Below are 23,908 nucleotides of genomic sequence, written 5' to 3' on the forward strand. Positions count from 1 at the left end.
CGTCCGGACGTCCTTCCCGCCGCACCACGTGGATCGGGAACGAGCGCAACAGCGCAGCCGCCGCCGGGCAGCCGGCGCGTCGCTGCATCGCGTTGCCTGAAGGCTATCGGCGTGCGCCAAAGCCGCCTTTAATCGGCGTTGCAGCTGCGGAATTCGGCATACACGCGCGTGCTTGTGGCGCTTCGATGAATACGCACGGCGCCTTTCGGAGCGGTGTTCGGGCGCTGCGGAAAGAGACTGGACCGCGTCTGGCGCGCATGCCGCACTTGTCCTGTGCGGCGAATTCCGGCCTTGCCGACGTCGCACCAAACTGGAATGAGAACCCAAGTTACTTGTAGACAAAGCGTGAAAATTGCGCGGCTGCGCGCTGGCGCGCCACTCCTGAATACATCGACGTTGGCGAAGAAGGCCGCTGTCGCAGCCCTGCGTCTTCAGCGCAGGCTGGCGAGCATCGCGGCGATGGCATCGCGTGCGCCCGAGGGCGCTGTCTCGGTCAGCCGCTGCCGTGCCACGGCGCTGTCGGCAGCGCTCAATTCCTGCAACAGCTCGAACCGATCCGCTACCCAGGTCGCCACCGGCACGCCGTCGCGGTACAGCACCCGCGCGCCGGGCACGCGCGGCACCCGGCTGCCCGGCAGCACGCTGCCGAGCAGGTTGGCCGGATCGGCCGCGGCCACGCACAACCAGGCGCCATCGTGCGGCTGGCGGCGTACCTGGCGCAGCAGCCCGATCGCGTCGGGCAGCGCGAACTGCTCGCCGGACAGCCCGCCGATGAAGCGCCCGCCGCGGAGCTCGCCGCGCGCTTCCAGCCGACGATAGACGCGCAGCAGCTCGCGCCACGGCGGCAGCCAGGCCGCCTCGCGCTCAAGCAGGCGCCAGCAGACCACGCCATAGCGACGCAACAAGGTCCGCGCCAGATGCTCGAGCGCCTCGCCGCGCGCCGCGGCGTCGCCAGCGTCGGCGACGCCGCGCAGCAGCGCCCAGCGCCCCGCGTCCTGGATGCCGTACAGCGGCACCCGTCGGCGGCGCCGCGACAGCGCCGAGGGACGCTTGGAGGCCGGCACCAGCAACGCGCGCAGGCCGGCGTAGCTGTCGCAGTGGATGCGGCCTGCGGCCACCAGTTCGGCCAGCGCCTCTTCCAGTTCGGTGGACAGCAGCCGCGTCGCCTCGGCGATCTCGTCGAAGAACGAGGCGCCGTGCGTCCCCAGGTAATCGGCGACCTTCTGCGCGCGCGAACCGGGCGTGCCCGGCTCGGCCGCCGCCGGCACCAGGCGCGACCACTGTGCGGCGCTGCGCCGCGGCAGCAGCAGGATCGGCGTGCTGCGCAGCGAACCCGTGCCGCCCGCAGCGACCGCGCCAGCCGCTGCCGGGCGCAGGCGCGTCCACAGCGTGCGTCCGGCGCTGCACAGTTCGTCCAGCCAGGCCGGGGCATAGTCGCGCACCCGCGCCGGCAGCAGCTCGGCCTCCCACAGCGCCGCCGGCGCCTCGAAGCCCTCCAGTTGCGCCAGTACGCTGGCCAGCGCCTCCGCGCCGGCGACTCGGCTTTTGCCATCCAGGTGCTGCCAGCGGAACAGGAAGCGCGCGTAATCGCGCGGCGCCACCGGTTCGATCTCGCGGCGCAGCCGGCCGAGCGTATAGCGGTGGATGCGCGCCAGCAGATGGCGCTCGCACCACTCGTCGGCGCCGGCCTCGGGAGTGAAGCGGCCGGGCAGGATGTAGCCGTCCTGCTGCAACGCCAGCAGCGCCGCCTGCACCTCGCGCAGCGGCATCTGCAGCGGCGCCGCCAGCGCCGCCGCGGTCACCGGCCCCAGGGCTGCCAGGCGCGAGCGCAGCAGTTCGCGCAGCGCGTGGTGGCGTTGCCAGTCGTCGATCGCGCACCCCTCCGGCACGGCGATGCGCGGCTGCGCCGCGGCCTGCGGATACAGCGGCGCGATCAGCGCCAGCGACTCGGCCGCGACCCACAGCGCGATGCCGTCGTCGCTTCCCTGCAAGCGGGTGGCGCGCGCATCGGCGGCCAGCTCGGCCAGCCACATCGGCCACGCCGCATGCGCGGCCGCCTCGCTGTCGGTCAGCACGCCCAGCGCGACCAGCGCCTCGTGCATCTCGTCGCGGCTGCGCGGCTGCGGCCAGGCTTCCTCGCGCACCGCGGCGATCGCGTCCGGATCGAGCCGGCCGAGGTCGTCGGCGCTGTCCGGGTCCTGGTAGCGGCGGCTGTGCACGGCCTGGGTGCGGCGCTCTTCCAGCGGCGCGTCGTCGAGAAACGCGTACGGCCGCGCGTCCAGCGCCTCGGCCGCCAATGGCGACGGCGCCGCCAGATCGCGCGCCAGCACGCGCACGCTGCCGTCCTCGATGCCGCGCAACAGCTGCAGCCAGCCGTCGCTGTCCAGCGCCTCGTGCAGGCAATCGTGCAGCGTCTGCGCGACCAGCGGGTGTTCGGGAATCTGGCGCTCGCCGACCAGGTTCTCGGCGCAGGCGACCTGGTCCGGGAACACGGTGGCGAGCAGATCCTCGGACTTCATCCGCTGCAGTTGCGGGGCGACCTTGCGCCCGCCACTGAAGCGCGGCAAGGCCAGCGCGTTGGTGGCGTTCCAGCGCCAGCGCACGCCGAACAGCGGCGCGTCCAGCAGCGCCTGCACCAGCACCTCCAGCGCCGACGCCGCGTGCAGATAGCGCGCGACCTCGTCCAGCGCGAAGCTGTGCCGGGTCGACAGCGACAGCACGATCGCGTCCTCGGTGGCCGCCGCCTGCAGCTCGAAATTGAAGGTGCGGCAGAAACGCTTGCGCAGGGCCAGGCCCCAGGCGCGATTGATGCGGCTGCCGTACACGCTGTGGATCACCAGTTGGGTGCCGCCGCTGTCGTCGAAGAAGCGCTCCAGCACGATGCAGGCTTGCGTGGGCAGCGCGCCCAGCGCGGTGCGTGCGCGGCCCAGATAGTCCACCAGCTGCTGCGCAGCGGCGGCGTCCAGCGCCAGTTCCTCATGCAGCCAGGCCAACGCCTGCGCCGCACCGCCCTGCTGCAGACAATGCTCCAGCTGCGCGCGCAGCCGCGACACCCCGGCCGACAGTTCGTCGCTGCGCCCCGGCGCTTCGCCGAGCCAGAACGGGATGTTCGGCGGCGCGCCGCGTGCGTCTTCCACTCGCACCCGCCCCGGCTCCACGCGCAGGATGCGATAGCTGGCGTTGCCGAGCTGGAACACGTCGCCGCTGAGGCTCTCCACCGCGAAGTCTTCGTTGACCGTGCCGATGCTCTCGGCCTGCGGCTCCAGCAGCACGCTGTAGTCGCCGGTCTCGGGAATGGTGCCGCCGGAGGTCAGCGCCGCCATGCGCGCGCCGCGGCGCTCGCGCACGCGGCGATGCACCGCGTCGCGATGCAGGTAGCCGGCGCGCGGGCCGAGCCGCGTGCTGAAGCCTTCGCTCAGCATCCGCAGCACCGTGTCGAAGCGCTCGCGCGGCAGCGTCGCGTACGGCCAGGCGCCGCGCACCAGCGCGTACAGCGCGTCCTCGTCCCATTCCTGGCAGGCCACCTCGGCAACCAGTTGCTGCGCCAGCACGTCCAGCGGCGCGTCGAGGATGCGCAGCGCATCCAGTTCGCCGCGGCGCACGCAGTCGAGCAAGGCCGCGCATTCGACCAGGTCGTCGCGCGATTGCGGGAACAGCCGCGCCTTCGGCGTGCCGCCGACGGCATGCCCGGAACGCCCGGCGCGCTGCAGGAAACTGGCGATCGAGCGCGGCGAGCCGAGCTGGCACACCAGGTCCACGTCGCCGATGTCCAGGCCCAGTTCCAGCGAGGCGGTGGCGACCAGCACCTGCAACTGGCCGGCCTTGAGCCGCTGCTCGGCGAGCAGCCGCGCCTCGCGCGCCAGGCTGCCGTGGTGCGCCGCCACCGCCTCGTTGCCGAGCAGCTCGCCCAGGTGCCGCGCGGTGCGTTCGGCCATGCGCCGGGTGTTGACGAACACCAGGGTGGTGCGATGCGCGCGCACCAGCTCGGCCAGGCGTGCATACACCTGCTGCCACTGGTCGTTGGACATGCTCACGCTGAGCGGCGTCGGCGGCAGCTCCAGCGCCAGGTCGCGGGCACGCGCGTAGCCGATGTCGACGATCGCGCAATCAGGCTGCCTCGCGTGCACCGCCGCGCTGCCGACCAGGAAGCGCGCGACCGCATCGATCGGCTTCTGCGTCGCCGACAGGCCGATGCGCAGCGGCGGCGTCGCGCACAGTTGCTGCAGCCGCTGCAGCGACAGCGCCAGATGGCTGCCGCGCTTGTTCGCGGCCAGCGCGTGGATCTCGTCGACGATCACCGTGCGCACGTGGCGCAGCGCGTCGCGGCCGGATGCCGAACCGAGCAGCACGTACAGCGACTCGGGCGTGGTCACCAGCACGTGCGGCGGGCGCCGCCGCGCCTGCGCGCGCTCGCGCTGCGGCGTGTCGCCGGTGCGCACCGCGGTGCGGATTTCCACATCCGGCAGGCCCAGCGCGCTCAGCTCGGCACGAATGCCGGCCAGCGGCGCCTCGAGATTGAGCTGGATATCGTTTGAAAGTGCTTTCAGCGGCGACACATACAGCACCTGGGTGCGATCGGCGAGTCCGCCATCGCGCAGGCCTTCACGCAGCAGCGCATCGAGCGCGGCGAGGAACGCGGTCAGGGTCTTGCCGGAGCCGGTGGGTGCCGCCACCAAGGTATGCCGCCCGCTCTGGATCGCCGGCCATGCGGCCAGCTGTGCCGGCGTCGGCGCAGCAAAACAGCGCTCGAACCAGCGGGCGACGGCAGGATGAAAGCGTGCTTGCACGAACGACATGCGGTCTCCTGCGACGCACCGTCGCGATCGAATGCACTGCGGGCGAAAAGAAGGAATGTCCCGATTGTCTTCGCCACGACAATCGAGTCAATCGCGTAGCGAAAACATGGTGACGTTACCAACGCAGATCAAGCGAGCCTGCGCGGCGCAGCTGTTTTCAAGGGCTTTTTCGGTTAATGGTTCAGTGAAAATCTCGCTGTCTACCACGCACCCCGATATGCGCGGTTATGTTGTCGATGACGTCACGCCTGCGCATCTAGGGTTTGCGCAACGGACGTGAAATTCGCTTCGGGGAGCCTTGCATGCAGCATGGCAGCATGATCGAACAACCGCTTAGATGCCGACGCAGCCGCGCCGCGGCGCGTGCCTGCGCGCACGCGGCGGCATTGCGCACCGCGCGCATGGTCGGCGATGGCCGCGTGCAACGGCGCATCGCGACGTGCGTGCGCGGCATCGGCGCACGTCGGGGCGGCGTCCGCACCGACGACGGTCGCTTCTTCACTCCACCCATTCGCCCGCCATCGGCGGCATGACGATTCCGCCTCGATTCCACCTCTTCACTTCCCTAGCCAAGGAGCCTCACCAATGGCAAACAGCAGCTCGAATGTGTCCACCGCCCACTGGGTGCAGCGCGCCAACGAAAGCAGCGATACGCTGGAACTCACGCCCAGCGTGTTCGAACGCGACGATCCCGTGTCCATCGCCCGTTCGCTCAAGCACTCCGCCGACCAGAGCGCGCGGCGCCGCACCGGTCCCTACCGCTCGGCGATGTCGATGCTGACCTTCTACATCAACCGCGCCGGCAAGCAGCTGCCGGCCCAGCGCCGCGAAGTGCTGGAACAGGCCAAGGACGAACTGCGCAGCCTGTACGGCAAGCCGCGCAAGGGCGCCACGGGCTAAGCGCCGCGACACCGCATCCGGCGGCGCAACGTGATGCGCGCGGCAATTCCGTGCTTCGCCAGCGCAGCCCCGGCGCATGCCGATTGCCCTGCGCCGAACCATGGGCGCATGATCGCGGCATGACCAAGGAACCCGACATTTCGGACTGGGTCCAGCGCCCTGCCGATACCGCTGCCGAACGTGGCCCCGTTGCCTCGGCGATGAGCGAGGATGCGCTGCTGCTGTCGCGGATCATCCTCGCCCAGGGCGAGATCGCCGCCGCCGGCAGCGACCCGCTGCAGGTGGTCGATGTGGTGACCCGCCGCGCGCAGGAGCTGACCCGTTCCACCGGCGCGGTGGTGGAGATGTGCGACGGCAACGACATGCTGTACTGGTCGGCCAGCGGCATCGCCGAACAGCATCTGGGCCTGCGCCTGCCCAGCGACGGCAGCCTGTCCGGGCTGTGCATGCGCAGCGGCCAGGTGCTGCGGTGCGACGATTCGGAAGAAGACCCGCGGGTCAACCTGGTCGCCTGCCGCAAGGTCGGCCTGCGCTCGATGCTGGTGGTGCCGCTGCGCTACGGCGACCGCGGCATCGGCGTGCTGAAAGTGATGTCGCCGTACCGCTGCAGCTACACCGCGCAGGACGTGCGCACGCTGGAAATGCTGGCGACCCTGGTCGGCGCGACCCTGGCGCTGGCGATGGACCGCGCCGCGCTGCAGACCGATATCGCGCGCCGCCAGAACGCGGAGAAACACGCATTCCGCGAGAAGGCGGCGATCGCCACGCGCATCCGTGAGGTGGTCGCCAACGAGCGCCTGCAGATCGTGACCCAGCCGGTGCTGGCGCTGTCCACGCAACGCATCGTCGGCGTGGAGGCCTTGTCGCGGTTCCCGTCCAATCCCGGCCTGGCGCCGTTGCGCTGGTTCGACGACGCGAGCAAGGTCGGACTGGTGCTGGAACTGGAGCTGGCCGCGGCGCGCAAGGCGCTGCAGGTGCTGGCGCAGCTGCCGGCACCGCTGTACCTGGCGATCAACGTCTCCGCGCAGACCCTGCTGCACCCGCAGCTGGAGGCGTTGCTGCATGGCCACGACCTGTCGCGGGTGGTGCTGGAGATCACCGAGCAGTTGCAGGCGCCGGACTATCCGCGCCTGTCCGAGCATATCGGCGCACTGCAGCGGCAAGGCCTGCGCATCGCGCTGGACGACGCCGGCACCGGCTTCGCCAGCCTGCGCCACCTGCTGCACCTGTCGCCGGACATCATCAAGCTGGACCTGACCCTGACCCGCGGCATCGACGCCGAACCGCGGCGCCAGCGGTTGGCGCTGGCGATCCTGTCCTTCGCCGCCGAGACCGACGCCAGCGTCATCGTCGAGGGCATCGAGACCGAGAGCGAACTGGCCACGCTGCAGGCGCTGGGCGCGCACTACGGGCAAGGCTACCAACTGGCGCACCCGGGGCCGCTGTCGGCGCACCTGGCACGCTATCCGGCGATCGGCGACGAGCCGGACTGAGCGCGGCCGGCCTCGCCAGGGCATTTCGGCCGAAGCGCTCCAGCTATCGCAGTGTTCCTCGCCCTCTCGCGGTACCTCGCTCGGTCGCCGAGCCAACGTAGTTCCCGCCAACGCAGCGCACGAAACCGCGCGCATGAAAAAAGCGGGCCGAAGCCCGCTTTTTTCATGCTGCAGCGCTGGACGCCGACGGCTTACTCGGCCGTCACGCCCTCGCCTTCTTCCACGGCCTTCATCGACAGGCGGATGCGGCCCTGCTTGTCGACTTCCAGCACCTTGACCTTGACCAGATCGCCTTCCTTCAACACGTCGCTGACCTTCTCGACGCGGTCGCTGGAGATCTGCGACACGTGCACCAGGCCGTCCTTGCCCGGCAGGATGGTGACGAACGCACCGAAGTCCATGATCTTGGCGACCTTGCCTTCGTAGATGCGGCCCGGCTCCACGTCCGAGGTGATCTGCTCGATGCGCGCCTTGGCGGCCTGCGCAGCGATCGCGTTGACCGAGGCGATGACGATGGTGCCGTCGTCCTGGATGTCGATCTGGGTGCCGGTTTCCTTGGTGATCGCCTGGATGGTCGAGCCGCCCTTGCCGATCACTTCGCGGATCTTGTCCGGGTGGATCTTGATCGTCAGCAGGCGCGGCGCGTAGTCGCTCAGTTCCGAACGCGGGCTGGTCAGCGCGCTGGCCATCTCGCCGAGGATGTGCAGGCGGCCGGCCTTGGCCTGCGCCAGGGCCTGCTTCATGATCTCTTCGGTGATGCCTTCGATCTTGATGTCCATCTGCAGCGCGGACACGCCTTCGGCGGTACCGGCGACCTTGAAGTCCATGTCGCCCAGGTGATCTTCGTCACCCAGGATGTCCGACAGCACCACGAAGTCGTCGCCTTCCTTGACCAGGCCCATCGCGATGCCCGCGACCGGCGCCTTCACCGGCACGCCGGCGTCCATCAGCGCCAGCGAGCTGCCGCACACCGAGGCCATCGACGAGGAGCCGTTGGACTCGGTGATTTCCGAGACCACGCGGATCGTGTACGGGAACTCTTCCATGCTCGGCATCACCGCCAGCACGCCACGCTTGGCCAGACGGCCGTGGCCGATCTCGCGACGCTTCGGCGCGCCGAAGCGGCCGCACTCGCCCACCGAGTAGGGGGGGAAGTTGTAATGGAACAGGAAGTTTTCCTTGTACTCGCCGCTGACCGCGTCGATCACCTGGCCGTCGCGGGCGGTGCCCAGCGTGGTGATGACGATCGCCTGGGTCTCGCCGCGGGTGAACAGCGCCGAGCCATGGGTCCGCGGCAGCACGCCGGCCTTGACGCTGATCGGACGCACCGTGTCCAGCGCACGGCCGTCGATGCGCACCTTGGTGCTCAGCACCGAGCCGCGCATGGTCTGGTATTCCAGCTCGCCGAATTCCTTGGACAGGTCGGCAGCGACCCAGCCTTCGACGGCGGCGCGCGGCGTCAGCTGCGCCAGCACGTCCTTCTTGATCGCCGAGATCGCGTCGCGGCGCTGCAGCTTGTCGCGCACCTGGAAGGCCGACGCCAGCTGATCGCCGACCGCTTCCTTCAGCGCCGCGATCATGCCTTCGTTCTTCGCCGGGGCGACCCAGTCCGACGGCTTGGTGCCGGCTTCGACGGTCAGCTCGTTGATGATGTTGATGACCTTCTGCATCTCGCGATGGCCGAAGGTGACCGCGCCCAGCATCACTTCTTCCGACAGCAGCGCCGCTTCGGACTCGACCATCAGCACCGCGTTGGCGGTACCGGCCACGACCAGCTCCAGCTGCGAATCCTTCAGCTCGGTGATGGTCGGGTTGAGGATGTACTCGCCGTTCTTGTAACCGACCTTGGCAGCGCCGATCGGGCCGTTGAACGGGGTGCCGGCCAGCGACAGCGCGGCCGAGGCGCCGATCAGCGCGGCGATGTCGCCGTCGATGTCCGGGTTCATCGACATCACCGTGGCGATGATCTGCACTTCGTTCTTGTAGTCCTCCGGGAACAGCGGACGGATCGGACGGTCGATCAGACGCGAAATCAGCGTCTCCTTCTCGGTCGCACGGCCCTCGCGCTTGAAGAAGCCGCCGGGGATGCGGCCGCCGGCGTAGAACTTCTCCTGATAGTCGACCGTCAGCGGGAAGAAGTCCTGACCTTCGCGCGCGCTCTTGGCGGCGACGGCGGTGACCAGCAGTACGGTGTCGTCCATCTTGACGATGACGGCGCCGCCGGCCTGGCGGGCGATCTCGCCGGTTTCGAGGGTGACGGTGTGCTTGCCGTACTGGAAGGTTTTGGTGATTTTTGCCACGGGGTTTCCTTGGATGATGCTGTCTTCGAATGGACCGCTGACGGCCCATGCCGCTGGCGGGTGGCCGGGAGGATCCGGCCGGCGGCGCGGAGCATTCCCCGGGCCACGGTACTACCCAAAACAAAACCGCGGCGCATCACTGCGCCGCGGTAGGGTTCGTTGACTCAGCGACGCAGGCCGAGCTTCTCGATCAGCGCCTTGTAGCGCTCGCCATCCTTCTTCTTCAGATAGTCGAGCAGGCTGCGGCGGCGGTTGACCATCTGCAGCAGGCCGCGGCGGCTGTGGTGGTCCTTCTTGTGGGTCTTGAAGTGGCCGGTCAGCAGCTCGATGCGGGCGGTCAGCAGGGCGACCTGCACTTCCGGCGAGCCGGTGTCGGCGGCGCCGCGCTTGTTTTCTTCGATGACTTTCTGGGTGTCGATGGACATGCTGTGGTTTCTCTGAGATGCGGGGCCGGCAGGAACGTGCTGATGAGACGCACCGCCTGGCTCGCCGATTGCGAAGGATTGCGCCGGAGCGCAGGGATGCCGTAAAGGCCGCGGAATTGTACCGGTCCCAGCCCGGACGAACAAGGTGTTAACGCTGCGTCACGGCCAGGCCGGCCGCATCGCGGCCCGCGCCGGGCTCCTCGGCAGGTCGCGAATCAGAGGTTGAACATGCGCTGTGGCGCCAGCAGCCCGCCGGCGTCGACCTGGCCCAGCCCCAACGGCAGGCCGTCGGCGCCGAACACCGCGACCGCGCCCGGCGCCCAGGCGGCATCGCGCAGGCGCTGGCCCATGCGGAAACGCTGCGCCGCAGCATGGTCCAGGCGCAACGGCGGGAAATCGACCAGGCCGGCGGCCAGCGGCAGCAGCAGCGTTTCCAGCGCCGCCGGATCCTGCGCGGCCAACTGCTGCAGCCGCTCCAGGGTCACCATCTGCGGCGCCCGGAACGGCGCCACCCACAGCCGCCGCAACCCGGCGATGTGCGCGCCGCAGCCCAGCGCCTCGCCCAGGTCGCGGGCCAGGCTGCGGATGTAGGTGCCGGAGCCGCAGGCCACATGCAGGCGCAGGCGCTCGCCTTCGTGGGCGAGCACGTCGATGGCGTGGACCTCGACCTCGCGCTCCGGCGCCTCGATCGCCTCGCCGCGGCGCGCCTTCGCGTACAGCGGCTCGCCGCCCTGCTTCAGCGCCGAATAGATCGGCGCGCGCTGGCGGATGCGTCCGCGCAGCGGCGCCAGCGCCGCCTGCAGGGTCGCCGCATCGATCGCCGGCACCGGCCGGGTGCGCAGCACCGCGCCGTCGGCATCGTCGCTGTCGGTGCTCACGCCGAGCACGATCTCGGCTTCATAGGCCTTGGCCGACCCGAGCAGCAGCCCGGCCAGCTTGGTCGCCTCGCCGAAGCACAGCGGCAGCAGGCCGGTGGCCAGCGGATCCAGGCTGCCGGTATGGCCGCCCTTCTCGGCACGGAACAGCCGCCGCGCCGCCTGCAGCGCCGCGTTGGAACTCATGCCGGCCGGCTTGTCGAGCAGCACGATGCCGTCGAGGCGGCGGAAGGAGATGCGGGGCAGTCGGGGGCCGAAGACGGGCATGGGGGAATCGGGACCGGGGACTCGGGACTCGGGACTCGGAAACGCCGAATCGGGAGTCGGACGGTGAGGCCTGCGATGCTGCAGGCCGGACGTGGTGAACCGCTGTCGACGGCAGCGGACAGCGGCTACGACAGGCGACGACGAGGCTGGAACAGCATGGCCATCGCTGCAAAGTACTTGCCGCTGGCCAACGCGACTTGCGTGCGGCATCGATGCTTGCGCATCGTGCCACCGCTCACTCCTTGGACGGAGCCGGCTCGCTGTCGCCGTCGTCGTCTTCGGTTTGCTGCAGTTCCGGCATGTCGCGCAGCAGGTTGTCGATGCGCTCGCCGCGATCGACCGAATCGTCGTAGTGGAAATGCAGTTCGGGCACGTGGCGCAGCTTCATCGCCCGCGCCAGCTCGCTGCGCAGCTGCGGCGCCAGCTCTTTCAAGCCCTTGACCGCCTCGGCCGAGCGCTCCTGCATCAGCGCGGTGACGAACACCTTGGCATGGGCCAGGTCGCGGGTGACCTCGACATCGGAAACGCTGACCGACGGCAGGCCGTGATCGCGCACGGCCGAATGCACGATCGTGCCCAGGTCGCGGCGGATCTGCGCGGACACGCGATCGGTACGGTGGAAGGATTTTGTTGCCATGGTCCGGAATCTCTTTTATGCGGGACTCGGGACTCGGGACTCGGGACTCGGAAAAGCAAAAGCGACAGCTCTTACCTTTCCGGGTCCCGGGTCCCGGAACCCGAGTCCCGGCTACATCACAGCGTGCGCTGCACTTCGATGCGCTCGAAGCACTCGATCTGGTCGCCCGGCTTGACGTCGTTGTAGGCCTTCACGCCGATACCGCACTCGGTGCCGTTGCGCACCTCGTCGACGTTCTCCTTGAAGCGACGCAGCGATTCCAGCTCGCCCTCGAACACCACGGTGTTGTCGCGCAGCACGCGGATCGGCTTGTTGCGCTTGACCACGCCCTCCACCACCATGCAGCCGGCGACCGCGCCGAACTTGGAGCTGCGGAACACGTCGCGCACCTGCGCGGTACCGATGATCTCTTCGCGGATTTCCACGCCGAGCAGACCGGAGGCCACCTGCTTCACCTGGTCGATCACGTCATAGATGATCGAGAAGTAGCGCAGGTCCACGCCGTTGGTTTCGATGATGCGCCGCGCCGAAGCGTCCGCACGCACGTTGAAGCCGATCACCGTGGCCTTGGAGGCCAGCGCCGAGTTCGCATCGGACTCGGTGATGCCGCCGACGCCGGAGTGGATCACGTTGATCCGGATCTGCTCGTTGGACAGGGCCACCAGCGACTGCTTCAGCGCTTCCACCGAACCCTGCACGTCGGCCTTGATCACCAGGTTCAGCGACAGCTGGCCTTCGCCCTTGCCGAGCTGCGACATGATGTCTTCCATGCGGCTGCCCGCCGAGGACACCAGGCGCGATTCGCGGCGCTTGGTCTCGCGCTGCTGCGCCACGTCCTTGGCCAGGCGCTCGTCGTCGACCACGACGAAGTCGTCGCCGGCATCCGGCACGCCGGACAGACCCAGCACCTGCACCGGGATCGACGGACCCGCCTCGGCCGGCTGGCCGCCGCTCTCGTCGAACAGCGCGCGCACGCGGCCGTACTGCACGCCGCACACCAGGTAGTCGCCCTTCTTCAGGCTGCCCTGCTGCACCAGCACCGTCGCCACCGGGCCGCGGCCCTTGTCCAGCGAGGATTCGATCACCACGCCGCTGGCGCGGCCGTCGAACACCGCCTTCAGTTCCAGCACTTCGGCCTGCAGCGAGATCGCGTCGAGCAGCGTGTCGATGCCCGCGCCGGTCTTGGCCGAGACTTCGACGAACTGGGTGTCGCCACCGAATTCTTCGGCGACCACGTCCTGCGACAGCAGTTCGTTCTTGACCCGCAGCGGATCGGCGCCGGACTTGTCGATCTTGTTGACCGCCACGATCAGCGGCACGCCGGCCGCCTTGGCGTGCTTGACCGCCTCGATCGTCTGCGGCATCACGCCGTCGTCGGCCGCCACCACCAGCACCACGATGTCGGTCAGCTTGGCGCCGCGCGCGCGCATCGAGGTGAAGGCCGCATGGCCCGGGGTGTCCAGGAAGCTGATGACGCCGCGATCGGTTTCGACGTGATACGCGCCGATGTGCTGGGTGATGCCGCCGGCTTCGCCGGAGGCGACCTTGGTGCGGCGGATGTAGTCCAGCAGCGAGGTCTTGCCGTGATCGACGTGGCCCATGATGGTGACCACCGGCGGACGCGGGCGCTTCTCGCCCTGCTCGTCCTCGGTGTGCGCCAGCAGCGCGTCCTCGGCATCGGCACTGCCCGCGCGCACCGGCTTGTGGCCCAGCTCCTCGGTGATCAGCGCCGCGGTATCGTGGTCGATGGACTGGGTGATGGTGGCCATCACGCCCATCTTGAACAGCGCCTTGACCACGTCGCCGCCCTTCAGCGCGAGCTTCTGCGCCAGGTCGGCCACGGTGATCGTCTCGCCGATCGCCACTTCGCGCACCACCGGTGCGGTCGGACGCTCGAAGCCATGCGCGCCGCCGCCGCTGCGCGACGGCTCGGGCTGGCGACGGCCACCGCTGTTGCCGCCGCGCGGCTTGCCGCGCACGTTGGAACGGCGCGCGCGATCGGCCGCGGACAGGTGCAGCTGGCCGGCGAAGCGGCTGGTGCTGTCGTCGTCCTCGACGCCGGCGACCATGACGTGCGAGCCGCGGGTCTTGTGCTTGTTGCCGGCGTTGCGGTCGTCGCTGCGCGGCGCGGCCGGCTTCGGCGGATGGTGCGGCGCGGTGGCCGGACGCGGCGCACGCGGCGCGGCGGCGGCGCCGGTGCCGGCACCGGTAGTCGGGGTCGCCGCGGACGCAGGCACCGCCGCGGCGGCCGGCGGCGCCGACTCGGCTTCCAACGCGGCCTGCGCGGCCTTGCGCTCGGCTTCCACGCGGTCGCGCGCATCCTGCTCGGCCTGGCGCTTGCGCTCGATTTCCTCGGCGCGCGCACGGTCCTGCTCGGCGAGCTTCTGCTGTTCGGCCAGATTGCGCTGCTTGGAGGCTTCCAGCTTGCGCAGGATCTCGGCGCGCTCGTCATCCACCCGTCCGCCCGACGACATGCCCGCGCGCTCGGCAGCGAGGTCTTCGGCGGTCTTGACGTAGGTACGCTTCTGCCGGACCTCGACGTTGACCGTGGTCTTGCTGCGACCGGCGCTGACCGTCACTTCCTGCAGCTTGCGCCGGTTCAGGGTGATCTTCTTCGGCGCGGCCTGGGCTTCTTCCTCGACCGGCTTGTCGGTCTTGCCGTGGGTACGGCGCAGGAAGCCAAGCAGCTTCATCTTTTCGGTACTGGTCACGACCTGGTCGGGACCGCTGAACTTCATTCCGGCCTCGGCCAGTTGAACCAGCAGTTTATCGACCGGCGTGTTCACCAGTTCGGCCAGCTTGCGGATGGTGGTTTGCTGCGACATTCGGATCCTATGATCTGGTTGGCGCCCCCTCGCGTGCGAAGGTAGCGCGGATTCTAAGCCCTGATCGGTTCAGGGCGGCATTCATCGCTGACTCATTCGCCGCGTTCCAATCGGGCGATCTCCTCGGCACGGGCGGCCAGGATGAGCGCAGCGGCGCGCTCCTGGTCCACATCCTCGATGCCGAATTCGAGGATTTCGTCCGCAGCCAGATCCGACAGGTCCTCGCTGGTGCGCACGCCATGGCTGGCCAGCGCGTAAGCGGTGGCCTCGTCCATGCCTTCCAGCGACAGCAAATCCGCCGCCGGCACGCCGCTGTCGTCGCTTTCCTCGGCGGCCAGCGCCTCGTTGAGCAACGCATCGCGCGCGCGGGCCCGCAGCTCCTCGACGATGTCCTCGTCGAAGCCTTCCACCGCCAGCAACTCGCCGACCGGCACGTAGGCGATTTCCTCGACCGAGTTGAAGCCCTCGGCGACCAGGATCGCGGCGATCTCCTCGTCCACTTCCAGCTTGTCCATGAACAGCTGGCGGGCGACGGTCTGCTCGGCCTCGGACTTGGCCGCGACCTGCTCGGCGGTCATCACGTTGAGCTGCCACCCGGTCAGGCGGCTGGCCAGACGCACGTTCTGGCCGCCCTTGCCGATCGCCTGGGCCAGCCGGTCTTCGGCCACCGCCAGGTCCATCGAGTGCTTTTCCTCGTCGACGATGATCGACTGCACCTCGGCCGGCGCCATCGCGTTGATGACGAAGTTGGCCGGGTTGTCGTTCCACAGCACGATGTCCACGCGCTCGCCGTTGAGCTCGTTGGACACCGCCTGCACGCGCGAACCGCGCATGCCGATGCAGGCGCCGATCGGATCGGTGCGGGTGTCGTGCGCCAGCACCGCGATCTTGGCGCGGTCGCCGGGATCGCGCGCGCAGGCCTTGATCTCGACCAGGCCCTGGCCCACTTCCGGCACTTCCAGCTTGAACAGCTCGATCATGAATTCCGGCGCGGCGCGGCTGATGAACAGCTGCGGGCCGCGCGGCTCCGAGCGCACTTCGGCCAGGTAGCCGCGGACGCGGTCGCCGGCGCGCAGCACGTCGCGCGGGATGCCCTTGTCCTTGGGAATGAAGGCCTCGGCGTTGCCGCCCAGGTCGACATAGATGTTGCCGCGCTCGGCGCGCTTGACCACGCCGGTGACCAGCTCGCCGATGCGGTCCTTCCACGCGTCCACCACCTGCTGGCGCTCGGCCTCGCGCACGCGCTGCACGATCACCTGCTTGGCGGCCTGCGCGGCGATGCGCCCGAAATCCGGGTTCTCGATCTGCTCTTCGATGTAGTCGCCGACGTCCACGCCTTCGGCTTCGTCGACCGCGTCCATCAGGCGGATCTGCCGGTCCGGCGATTCCATCACCACGTCGTCGGCCACCACTTCCCAGCGGCGGTAGGTTTCGTAATTGCCGTCCTTGTGATCGATGGTGACGCGCGTCAGCACGTCCTGATCGGGGTAGCGCTTCTTCGCCGCCGAGGCCAGGGCGGCCTCGATCGCGTCGAAGATCACTTCGCGCGGCACGCCTTTTTCGTTGGCCACCGCGTCGACTACCAGCAACAGTTCCTTGCTCATTCTTTCGCTCCGCGCGCAGCCTTGTCGGCTGCCGGTTCGTTGGATGGTTTCTTATTGGATTTTGCGGTCTTGCCGGCCGGCTTGGGGCGCTTGGCCGGCAGCTTGGGAGTGCTACCCGGCTGCTTGGGCGTCTTGCCCGGCTTGGTCGGGGCCAGGCCCAGCGCCGCCCAGTCGGGCAGGATCCGCGCCTTGTCGATATTGTCGAAGTCCACCGCCAGTTCGGCGCCGTCGACCTCGAACACGATGCGGCCGGCGTCCACGTCCACCTGGGCGATGCGCCCCTGCAGGCGCCGACGGCCCTGCTGCGGCAGCTTCAACACCACCTTGGCCGATTCGTCCTGGTGGCGCGCGAACTGCGCGGCGGTGAACAGCGGACGGTCCACGCCGGGCGAGGACACTTCCAGCGTGTAGTTGCCGCTGATCGGATCTTCCACGTCCAGCTGCGCCGACACTTCGCGGCTGACCCGCTCGCAATCGTCGATGTTGACGATGCGCTCGGGCTGCTCGGCCAGCGGTACGTCGATATACAGGCGCAGCGTGGCGCCGCCCGGGGCCGGCAGGTATTCCGCCCCCAGCAGTTCCAGACCCAACGCGTCCACGGTCGGGCCCAGCAGATTCGCGATTTCGTTTGCCTTGTCGCTCACAGCCTGCCTTGCATTTGAATGAATGATTCGGTCCTGGCGGTTTTCCCGGACCCCGGAAACGACAAAGGGCCCGTTGGGCCCCTTGTCCGGTACGACTCCGGTAAAGCTGGATTCCGGTTGCAAAGACGGGAACATGCGTCTTCGCGAAGCCCAGATTTCCCTACCGCAGGCAACCGGTGAACTGGTTGCCGCTGTAGACAAATATGGTAGCGGGGGCAGGATTTGAACCTGCGACCTTCGGGTTATGAGCCCGACGAGCTGCCAGACTGCTCCACCCCGCAGCAGAAGCGGAATTATGAAGAATCAGCGCGATGATTGCAAGCCCTGATTTTCATCCGACCCGGTGGCGATGCCGCCGGTCTTCGAGACACATGATAACCGCAAGCGACCGGAAGCGGAATAGCGATAGCGTCGATCGATGCACAAACGACAACGCCGCCAGGACGGCGGCGTTGTCGCAAACAGCTTGAAAACAGCGCTTTGGCGCGCGATCAGGCCAGATGCGCGAACGCGCGCTGGCACCACGCCATCAGCGGGCTCCAGGCCAGGCCCAGCGCCAGCAAGCCGATCGCATTGACGCCGAGCACCACGCCGAGCACGCGGTCGTCGTTGGCCGGCAACGGCTCGCCGACCGGCTCGTCGAAATACATCACCTTGATCACGCGCAGGTAGTAGAACGCACCGATCACCGCGCACAGCACCGACAGGATCGCCAGGCCGGTCCACCACAGGTTGTCGGTCGGCACCGCGAGCACCGCGCCGAGCACCGCCAGCTTGGCCCAGAAGCCCAGGAACGGCGGCACGCCCGCCAGCGAGGCCATGATGCACAGCACCAGCAGCGCCATCCACGGGTTGCGCGCGTTCAGGCCCTTGAAGTCGTCGATGTGCTCGGCCTCGAAGCCCTTGCGCGACATCGCGATGATCGCGCCGAACGAGGCGGTGGACATCACCGCGTAGCAGATCGCATAGAACAGCGCCGCCGCATAGCCGCGCTCGCCGCCGCCGGCCACGCCGAGCAGCAGGAAGCCGATGTGCGAGACCGTGGAATACGCCAGCATGCGCTTGAGGTTGCTCTGTGCCAGCGCCATCAGGTTGCCGACCAGCAGCGACAGCGCGGCCAGGCCGCCGACCACCCAGTGCCACTGCTCGGCCAGCGGGCCGACGCCCACTTCCAGCAGCCGGTAGGCCATGCCGAACGCGGCCAGCTTCGAGGCCGAGCTGATGAACAGCGCGACCGGTGCCGGCGCGCCCTGGTACACGTCGGGCAGCCACATGTGGAACGGCGCGGCGCCGAGCTTGAACGCCACCCCGGCGATCATGAAGAGGGTGCCGGTCAGCAGCAGCGTGCGCTCGTGGGTGGAACCGATCGCCTCGTGGATGCCGGTCAGGCTCAGCGTGCCGGTGGCGCCGTAGATCAGCGACATGCCGTACAGCAGCAGGCCCGAGGCCAGCGAGCCGAGCACGATGTACTTCATCGCCGCTTCGGTGGCCATGCCGTTGTCGCGGTTCGACGCGACCAGCGCGTACGAGCACAGCGCCAGCAGCTCCAGGCCCAGGTACACCATCAGCAGGCTACCGGCCGAGACCAGGATCATCATGCCGACCGTGGCGAACAGCACCAGCACCGGGATCTCGCCCTGGTACAGCTTGCGCTCGCGCAGGTAGCTCCAGCCGTAGATCAGGGTCAGCGCGCTGAGCCCGACGATCACCGTCTTCATCACGTCGGCGGCGGCATCGCGCACGAACATGCCGTTGAACACCTCGCCCTGCCCGCCCACGCCGGCGAGCAGCATCGCGAACACCGCGACCAGGATCGCCACCGAGACGATGTGGGTCCAGGCCTTGTTGCGCTCGCTGATGAACAGATCGAGCATCAGCAGGGCGAAGGCGCCGCCGGTCAGCACCAGCTCGGGGAGCAGGGGCGGCAGGTCGACGGCGGTCAGGGGCAGTAGCGCAGGGGTGGTCATCATCAAATCTCTGGAATCATTTCGCTCGACGGCCCGATTACAGCTTGCTGGTGGCGATCTGCGCCGCCAGCTTTGCGATCGAGGGTTCCATCAGGTCGGTCAGCGGCTTCGGATACAGGCCCAGGGCCAGCACGCCTGCCGCGAACACGCCCAGCACCAAGGCCTCGCGGCCGTTGATGTCCTTCAGTTCGGCCACGTGCGCGTTGGCCACTTCGCCGAAGAACACGCGCCGGTACAGCCACAGGGTGTAGGCGGCGGTGATCACCAGGGTGGTGCCCGCACCGACGGCCAGCAGCGGATGGGTCTGGAAGCTGGCCATGAGCACCATGAACTCGCCGACGAAGCCGCTGGTGCCGGGCAGGCCCGCATTGGCCATGAAGAACAGCATCGAGAACGACGCGAACCACGGCATCACGTTGGCCACGCCGCCGTAGTCGGCGATGCGGCGGGTATGCATGCGGTCGTAGAGCACGCCGACGCAGGAGAACATCGCGCCGGACACGAAGCCGTGCGAGATCATCTGCACCATCGCGCCCTGCAGGCCCAGGCGCGCCGCATCGGCGCTGCCGAAGCCGACCAGGGCGAAGGCGACGAAGGTGCCCAGGGTGACGAAGCCCATGTGCGCGATCGACGAATACGCGATCAGCTTCTTCATGTCGTCCTGCACCAGCGCGACCAGGCCGACGTAGATCACCGCGATCAGCGACAGCGCGATCACCAGCCAGGCCCATTCGTTGCTGGCGTCGGGCAGGATCGGCAGGTTGAAGCGCAGGAAGCCGTAGCCGCCGATCTTCAGCGCGATCGCCGCCAGGATCACCGAACCGGCGGTCGGCGCCTCCACGTGCGCGTCCGGCAGCCAGGTGTGCACCGGGAACATCGGCACCTTGACCGCGAACGCGATCAGGAACGCGAAGAACAACCAGGTCTGTTCCTTGGAGGTCAGCGACAGCTGGTACAGGTCGGCGAGCTGGAAGCTGCCGCCCTTCAGGTACAGGTAGATCAACCCGACCAGCATCAGCACCGAGCCGAGGAAGGTGTACAGGAAGAACTTGACCGCGGCGTAGATGCGGCGCGGGCCGCCCCAGATGCCGATGATCAGGAACATCGGGATCAGCATCGCCTCGAAGAACACGTAGAACAGCATCGCGTCGGTGGCGGCGAAGATGCCGACGGTGACGCCTTCCAGGATCAGGAACGCGGCCACGTACTGGTTGACCCGCTTCTCGATCGAGGTCCAGGCGCCGATCAGCGCCAGCACCGTGACCAGCGTGGTCAGCACGATCAGCGCGATCGCGATGCCATCGACGCCGAGGTTGTAGCCGATGTCGTAGGCCGGGATCCACGCATGGGTCTCGACGAACTGCAGCGCGTCGCTGGCGTAGTCGAAGCCGGTGAGCAGCGGCAGGCTGAGGGCGAAGGTCAGCAACGCGACCAGCAGCGACGCCCAGCGCGCCGCCTTGGCGTCGCGCAACGCGAGGATCAGCGCGCCGCCGAGGATCGGCAGCCAGATCAGGAGAGTCAGTAGGGGCCAGTTCGACACGTGTTCTTATTCCGTACAGGTCAACGCCAGAAATGCATCAGCACGCCCAACAGGGCAATGAGACCGATGATCATCGCGAAGGCGTAGTGATAGAGGAAACCGGATTGCGTGCGACGCAGCAGGTTGGCCGCCAGGTCGATCACGCGCGCGGTGCCGTTGACCATGACGCCGTCCACGACATGCGTATCCACCGCGCGCGACACCTTGCCCAGGCCCAGCCCGCCGCCGGCGAAGCCGTCGATCCAGAGCTTGTCGAAACCGTACTTGTTCTCGAGGATCCACACCGGCAGCGAGAACGTCTTGCGCGCCTTCGCCGCCAGCTCGGGCTTCCACAGGTACAGGATCCAGGCCAGGGCGAAGCCGGCCAGGGTCAGGAAGAACGGCGGCTGGGTCAGGCCGTGCAGCGCGAACGCGACCGGGCCGTGGAACTCCTCGGCCAGCGCGCCGACGCTGTCGCGCGCCGGGTTGTAGAAGTCGATGATGCCGCTGAAGAAACCGACCGCCTGGCCCTTGATCGCCACTGCGGCATGGTGCCCCGCCCAATCGGTACCGAACAGCATCGGGCCGATGGTGAAGAAGCCGATCGCGATCGACGGGATCGCCAGCAGCACCAGCGGCACCGTCACCACCCACGGCGACTCGTGCGGCTCGTGCGCGCCATGGTGGCCGTGGTCGTCGTGACCATGGTCGTCATGCGCATGCGCGTCGTGCGCGTCGGCATGCGCGCTGTCGTGGTGCGCGTGCGCGTCGTGCGCATGCGCATCGCGGAAGCGTTCCTTGCCGTGGAAGGTCAGGAACAGCAGGCGGAAGCTGTAGAAGCTGGTGATCAGCACGCCGCCGAGTACCGCCCAGTAGCCGTAGGTCGCGATCCAGTTGTGCGACTCGTGCGCATGGTGCGCGGCCGCCTCGATGATCGTGTCCTTGGAGTAGAAGCCGGCGAAGAACGGGGTACCGACCAGCGCCAGGGTGCCGATCACGCTGGTCCAGTAGGTGACCGGCATGTACTTGCGCAGGCCGCCCATCTTGCGCATGTCCTGCTCGTGGTGCATGCCGACGATCACCGAGCCGGCGGCCAGGAACAGCAGCGCCTTGAAGAAGGCGTGGGTCATCAGGTGGAACACCGCTGCCGAGTACGCCGACACGCCCAGCGCCACGGTCATGTAGCCCAGCTGCGACAGCGTCGAGTAGGCGACCACGCGCTTGATGTCGTTCTGCACGATGCCGATCAGGCCGGTGAAGAACGCGGTGGTGGCGCCGATGAACAGCACGAAGTTCAGCGCGGTTTCCGACAGTTCGAACAGCGGCGACATGCGCGCCACCATGAAGATGCCGGCGGTGACCATGGTCGCGGCGTGGATCAGCGCCGAGATCGGGGTCGGGCCTTCCATCGAGTCGGGCAGCCACACGTGCAGCGGCACCTGCGCCGACTTGCCCATCGCGCCGATGAACAGGCAGATGCAAATGATCGTCGCCACGTTCCACGGGTGGCCCTGGAACAGCTGCACCTGGGCCAGGCCGCCGGCCGCCTCGTTGCCGAGCACCGCGGTGGCGTTGGCGAACACGCTGGCGTAGTCGAGCGTGCCGAACCACAGCAGCACGCCGGCGATGCCGAGGATGAAACCGAAGTCGCCGACGCGGTTGACCAGGAACGCCTTCATGTTGGCGAACACCGCGCTCGGCCGCTTGAACCAGAACCCGATCAGCAGGTACGACACCAGGCCCACCGCTTCCCAGCCGAAGAACAGCTGCAGGAAGTTGTTGCTCATCACCAGGCTCAGCATCGAGAAGGTGAACAGCGAGATGTAGCTGAAGAAGCGCTGGTAGCCGGGATCCTCGGCCATGTAGCCGATGGTGTAGATGTGCACCAGCAGCGACACGAAGGTCACCACCACCATCATCATCGCGGTCAGCCGATCGACCATGAAGCCGACGTGGGCCGAGTAGTGGCCGACCTCGAAGAAGGTGTACAGGTTCTGGTTGAACGGCGACGCGCCCTGCCCGACCAGCTGGTACAGCGTCCAGCACGACAGCGCACAGCTGATCGCCACGCCGAGGATGGTGACGGACTGGGCGCCCTTGCGCCCGACCTGGCGACCGAACAGGCCGGCGACGATGCTGCCGACCAGCGGCGCAAGCACCACCGCGATCAGCAGACTCTTGGAGAGAGTGATTTCCATCTACGGGTCAGCCCTTCAGCGAATCGACTTCGGCCACGTTGATCGTGTGGCGGGTACGGAACAGCGTCACCAGGATCGCGAGGCCGATGGCGGCCTCGGCCGCGGCCACGGTCAGGATGAAGAACACGAACAGCTGGCCGGCGGCGTCGCCGAGTTCACGCGAGAACGCGACGAAGTTGATGTTGACCGACAGCAGCATCAGCTCGATCGACATCAGCAGCACGATGACGTTCTTGCGGTTGAGGAAGATGCCGGCCAGGCTGATGCAGAACAGCACCGCGCCGAGCGCCAGCAGGTGGCCTAGGGTGATCATGGCTGGCCCTCCTGCGGCGCCGGAGCCGGGGTGTGCAGCGTGGGCTTTTCGGCATCCATCTTGACGATGCGCAAGCGGTCGCCGGCCTTGACCCGCGCCTGCTCGCCCGGGTTCTGGGTCTTGATGCCGGTGCGCTTGCGCAGGGTCAGCATCACCGCCGCCACCACCGCCACGGTCAGGATGATCGCGGCGAATTCGAACGGCAGCAGGAACTGGGTGAACAGGGTCTTGGCCAGCCAGGCGATGTTGGAGGTGTCGGCGGCCTGCGCGGCGGCGTTGTCGGCCGGGAACGGGGTGGCGGTGCGCGCCTTGACCCCGATCAGGGTGACCATCTGCACCAGCATCGCCACCGCCACCACCAGCCCGACCGGCAGGTAGCGCACCCAGCCCTGGCGCAGCCGCGCGGTATCGATGTCGAGCATCATCACCACGAACAGGAACAGCACCATCACCGCGCCGACGTAGACCAGCACCAGGGTCACGCCGAGGAACTCGGCGCCCACCAGCAGCCACACGCAGGCGATGGAGAAGAAGGTCAGGATCAGGCACAGCACCGCGTACACGGAGTTGCGCACGCTGATCACCGCGCCGGCGGAGACCGCGGCGATGGTGGCGAAGATCCAGAAAGCGATATTTACCCAATCCATTTCGGGACCTCAGCGGAAGGCGGCGTCGGCGGCGCGGCGCTCGGCGATCTCGGCTTCGAGCCGGTCTCCGATCGCCAGCAGCTGCGGCTTGGTGACGATGTTCTCGCCGCGGTTCTCGAAGTGGTACTCGAGCACGTGGGTTTCCACGATCGAGTCCACCGGACAGCTTTCCTCGCAGAAACCGCAGTAGATGCACTTGAACAGGTCGATGTCGTAGCGCGTGGTGCGGCGGGTGCCGTCCTCGCGCTTGGCCGAATCGATGGTGATCGCCAGCGCCGGGCACACCGCCTCGCACAGCTTGCAGGCGATGCAGCGTTCCTCGCCGTTGGGATAGCGGCGCAGCGCGTGCAGGCCGCGGAAGCGCACCGACTGCGGGAACTTCTCCATCGGGTACAGCACGGTGTACTTGGGACGGAACGTGTACTTCAGGGTCAGCCACAGGCCGCCGAGCAGCTCGAGCAGCAGCAGGCTCTTGAAGTAATGGGTGACTTTATTCAT

At 68.1% G+C, this 23,908-nt stretch carries 17 protein-coding genes and 1 tRNA gene; 3 read left to right on the plus strand and 15 right to left on the minus strand.

Going from position 1 to position 23,908, the window contains the following annotated elements:
• Positions 1–431: 431 nt before the first annotated feature.
• Positions 432–4,796, minus strand: coding sequence for a DEAD/DEAH box helicase (locus tag NRY95_14060; protein UYC14851.1), 4,365 nt, complete (start codon positions 4,794–4,796; stop codon positions 432–434).
• A gap of 317 nt (positions 4,797–5,113) precedes the next feature.
• Here NRY95_14060 and NRY95_14065 point away from each other — a divergent pair, with 317 nt between their 5' ends.
• The 3 genes from NRY95_14065 to NRY95_14075 all read left to right on the plus strand — a co-directional run bounded on the left by NRY95_14065 (position 5,114) and on the right by NRY95_14075 (position 7,189).
• Positions 5,114–5,329, plus strand: coding sequence for a hypothetical protein (locus NRY95_14065; GenBank protein UYC14852.1), 216 nt, complete (start codon positions 5,114–5,116; stop codon positions 5,327–5,329).
• Between the two features lie 52 nt (positions 5,330–5,381).
• The gene (locus NRY95_14070) at positions 5,382–5,696 is read left to right on the plus strand and encodes a DUF3175 domain-containing protein (GenBank protein UYC14853.1); all 315 of its coding nucleotides are present in this window, start codon (positions 5,382–5,384) and stop codon (positions 5,694–5,696) included.
• Positions 5,697–5,815: 119 nt separating this feature from the next.
• Complete coding sequence (locus NRY95_14075; GenBank protein ID UYC14854.1) at positions 5,816–7,189, plus strand: EAL domain-containing protein; 1,374 nt, start codon at positions 5,816–5,818, stop codon at positions 7,187–7,189.
• Between the two features lie 191 nt (positions 7,190–7,380).
• Here the strand turns inward: NRY95_14075 and pnp are convergent, their stop codons facing one another.
• The 14 genes from pnp to nuoI all read right to left on the minus strand — a co-directional run bounded on the left by pnp (position 7,381) and on the right by nuoI (position 23,908).
• Positions 7,381–9,489 carry a polyribonucleotide nucleotidyltransferase gene (gene pnp, locus NRY95_14080; protein ID UYC14855.1) on the minus strand — a complete coding sequence of 703 codons (2,109 nt, stop codon included), beginning with the start codon at positions 9,487–9,489 and terminating at the stop codon, positions 7,381–7,383.
• A gap of 164 nt (positions 9,490–9,653) precedes the next feature.
• Positions 9,654–9,914: a 30S ribosomal protein S15 gene (rpsO, locus tag NRY95_14085; GenBank protein UYC14856.1), complete on the minus strand. Its 261-nt coding sequence runs from the start codon at positions 9,912–9,914 to the stop codon at positions 9,654–9,656.
• A gap of 215 nt (positions 9,915–10,129) precedes the next feature.
• The gene (gene truB / locus NRY95_14090; GenBank protein UYC14857.1) at positions 10,130–11,056 is read right to left on the minus strand and encodes a tRNA pseudouridine(55) synthase TruB; all 927 of its coding nucleotides are present in this window, start codon (positions 11,054–11,056) and stop codon (positions 10,130–10,132) included.
• Positions 11,057–11,291: 235 nt separating this feature from the next.
• On the minus strand, positions 11,292–11,693 hold the full coding sequence (gene rbfA / locus NRY95_14095; GenBank protein UYC14858.1) for a 30S ribosome-binding factor RbfA: 402 nt from the start codon (positions 11,691–11,693) through the stop codon (positions 11,292–11,294).
• A gap of 116 nt (positions 11,694–11,809) precedes the next feature.
• Positions 11,810–14,518 (minus strand): translation initiation factor IF-2, encoded by a 2,709-nt coding sequence (gene infB, locus NRY95_14100; GenBank protein UYC14859.1) that lies wholly within the window; start codon positions 14,516–14,518, stop codon positions 11,810–11,812.
• Between the two features lie 92 nt (positions 14,519–14,610).
• Positions 14,611–16,122: a transcription termination factor NusA gene (gene nusA / locus NRY95_14105; GenBank protein UYC14860.1), complete on the minus strand. Its 1,512-nt coding sequence runs from the start codon at positions 16,120–16,122 to the stop codon at positions 14,611–14,613.
• Positions 16,119–16,766, minus strand: coding sequence for a ribosome maturation factor RimP (rimP, locus tag NRY95_14110; protein UYC14861.1), 648 nt, complete (start codon positions 16,764–16,766; stop codon positions 16,119–16,121). The genes nusA and rimP overlap by 4 nt, the downstream gene beginning before the upstream one ends.
• Positions 16,767–16,970: 204 nt before the next feature.
• A tRNA-Met gene (locus NRY95_14115) sits at positions 16,971–17,047 on the minus strand.
• Positions 17,048–17,257: 210 nt separating this feature from the next.
• Entirely contained in the window at positions 17,258–18,733 is a 1,476-nt protein-coding gene (gene nuoN / locus NRY95_14120) for an NADH-quinone oxidoreductase subunit NuoN (GenBank protein ID UYC14862.1), read from the minus strand.
• A gap of 37 nt (positions 18,734–18,770) precedes the next feature.
• A complete protein-coding gene (locus NRY95_14125) occupies positions 18,771–20,273 on the minus strand; it encodes an NADH-quinone oxidoreductase subunit M (protein UYC14863.1) in 1,503 nt (500 codons plus the stop codon).
• Between the two features lie 20 nt (positions 20,274–20,293).
• Positions 20,294–22,450, minus strand: coding sequence for an NADH-quinone oxidoreductase subunit L (nuoL, locus tag NRY95_14130; protein UYC14864.1), 2,157 nt, complete (start codon positions 22,448–22,450; stop codon positions 20,294–20,296).
• Positions 22,451–22,457: 7 nt separating this feature from the next.
• Positions 22,458–22,763 carry an NADH-quinone oxidoreductase subunit NuoK gene (gene nuoK / locus NRY95_14135; protein UYC14865.1) on the minus strand — a complete coding sequence of 102 codons (306 nt, stop codon included), beginning with the start codon at positions 22,761–22,763 and terminating at the stop codon, positions 22,458–22,460.
• On the minus strand, positions 22,760–23,410 hold the full coding sequence (locus tag NRY95_14140) for an NADH-quinone oxidoreductase subunit J (protein UYC14866.1): 651 nt from the start codon (positions 23,408–23,410) through the stop codon (positions 22,760–22,762). Before NRY95_14140 ends, nuoK begins: the two co-directional genes overlap by 4 nt.
• 9 nt (positions 23,411–23,419) lie before the next feature.
• Positions 23,420–23,908 carry an NADH-quinone oxidoreductase subunit NuoI gene (nuoI, locus tag NRY95_14145; protein ID UYC14867.1) on the minus strand — a complete coding sequence of 163 codons (489 nt, stop codon included), beginning with the start codon at positions 23,906–23,908 and terminating at the stop codon, positions 23,420–23,422.

Source organism: Xanthomonas campestris pv. phormiicola (genome assembly GCA_025666215.1).
GTDB classification, from domain to species: Bacteria; Pseudomonadota; Gammaproteobacteria; order Xanthomonadales; family Xanthomonadaceae; genus Xanthomonas_A; species Xanthomonas_A campestris_A.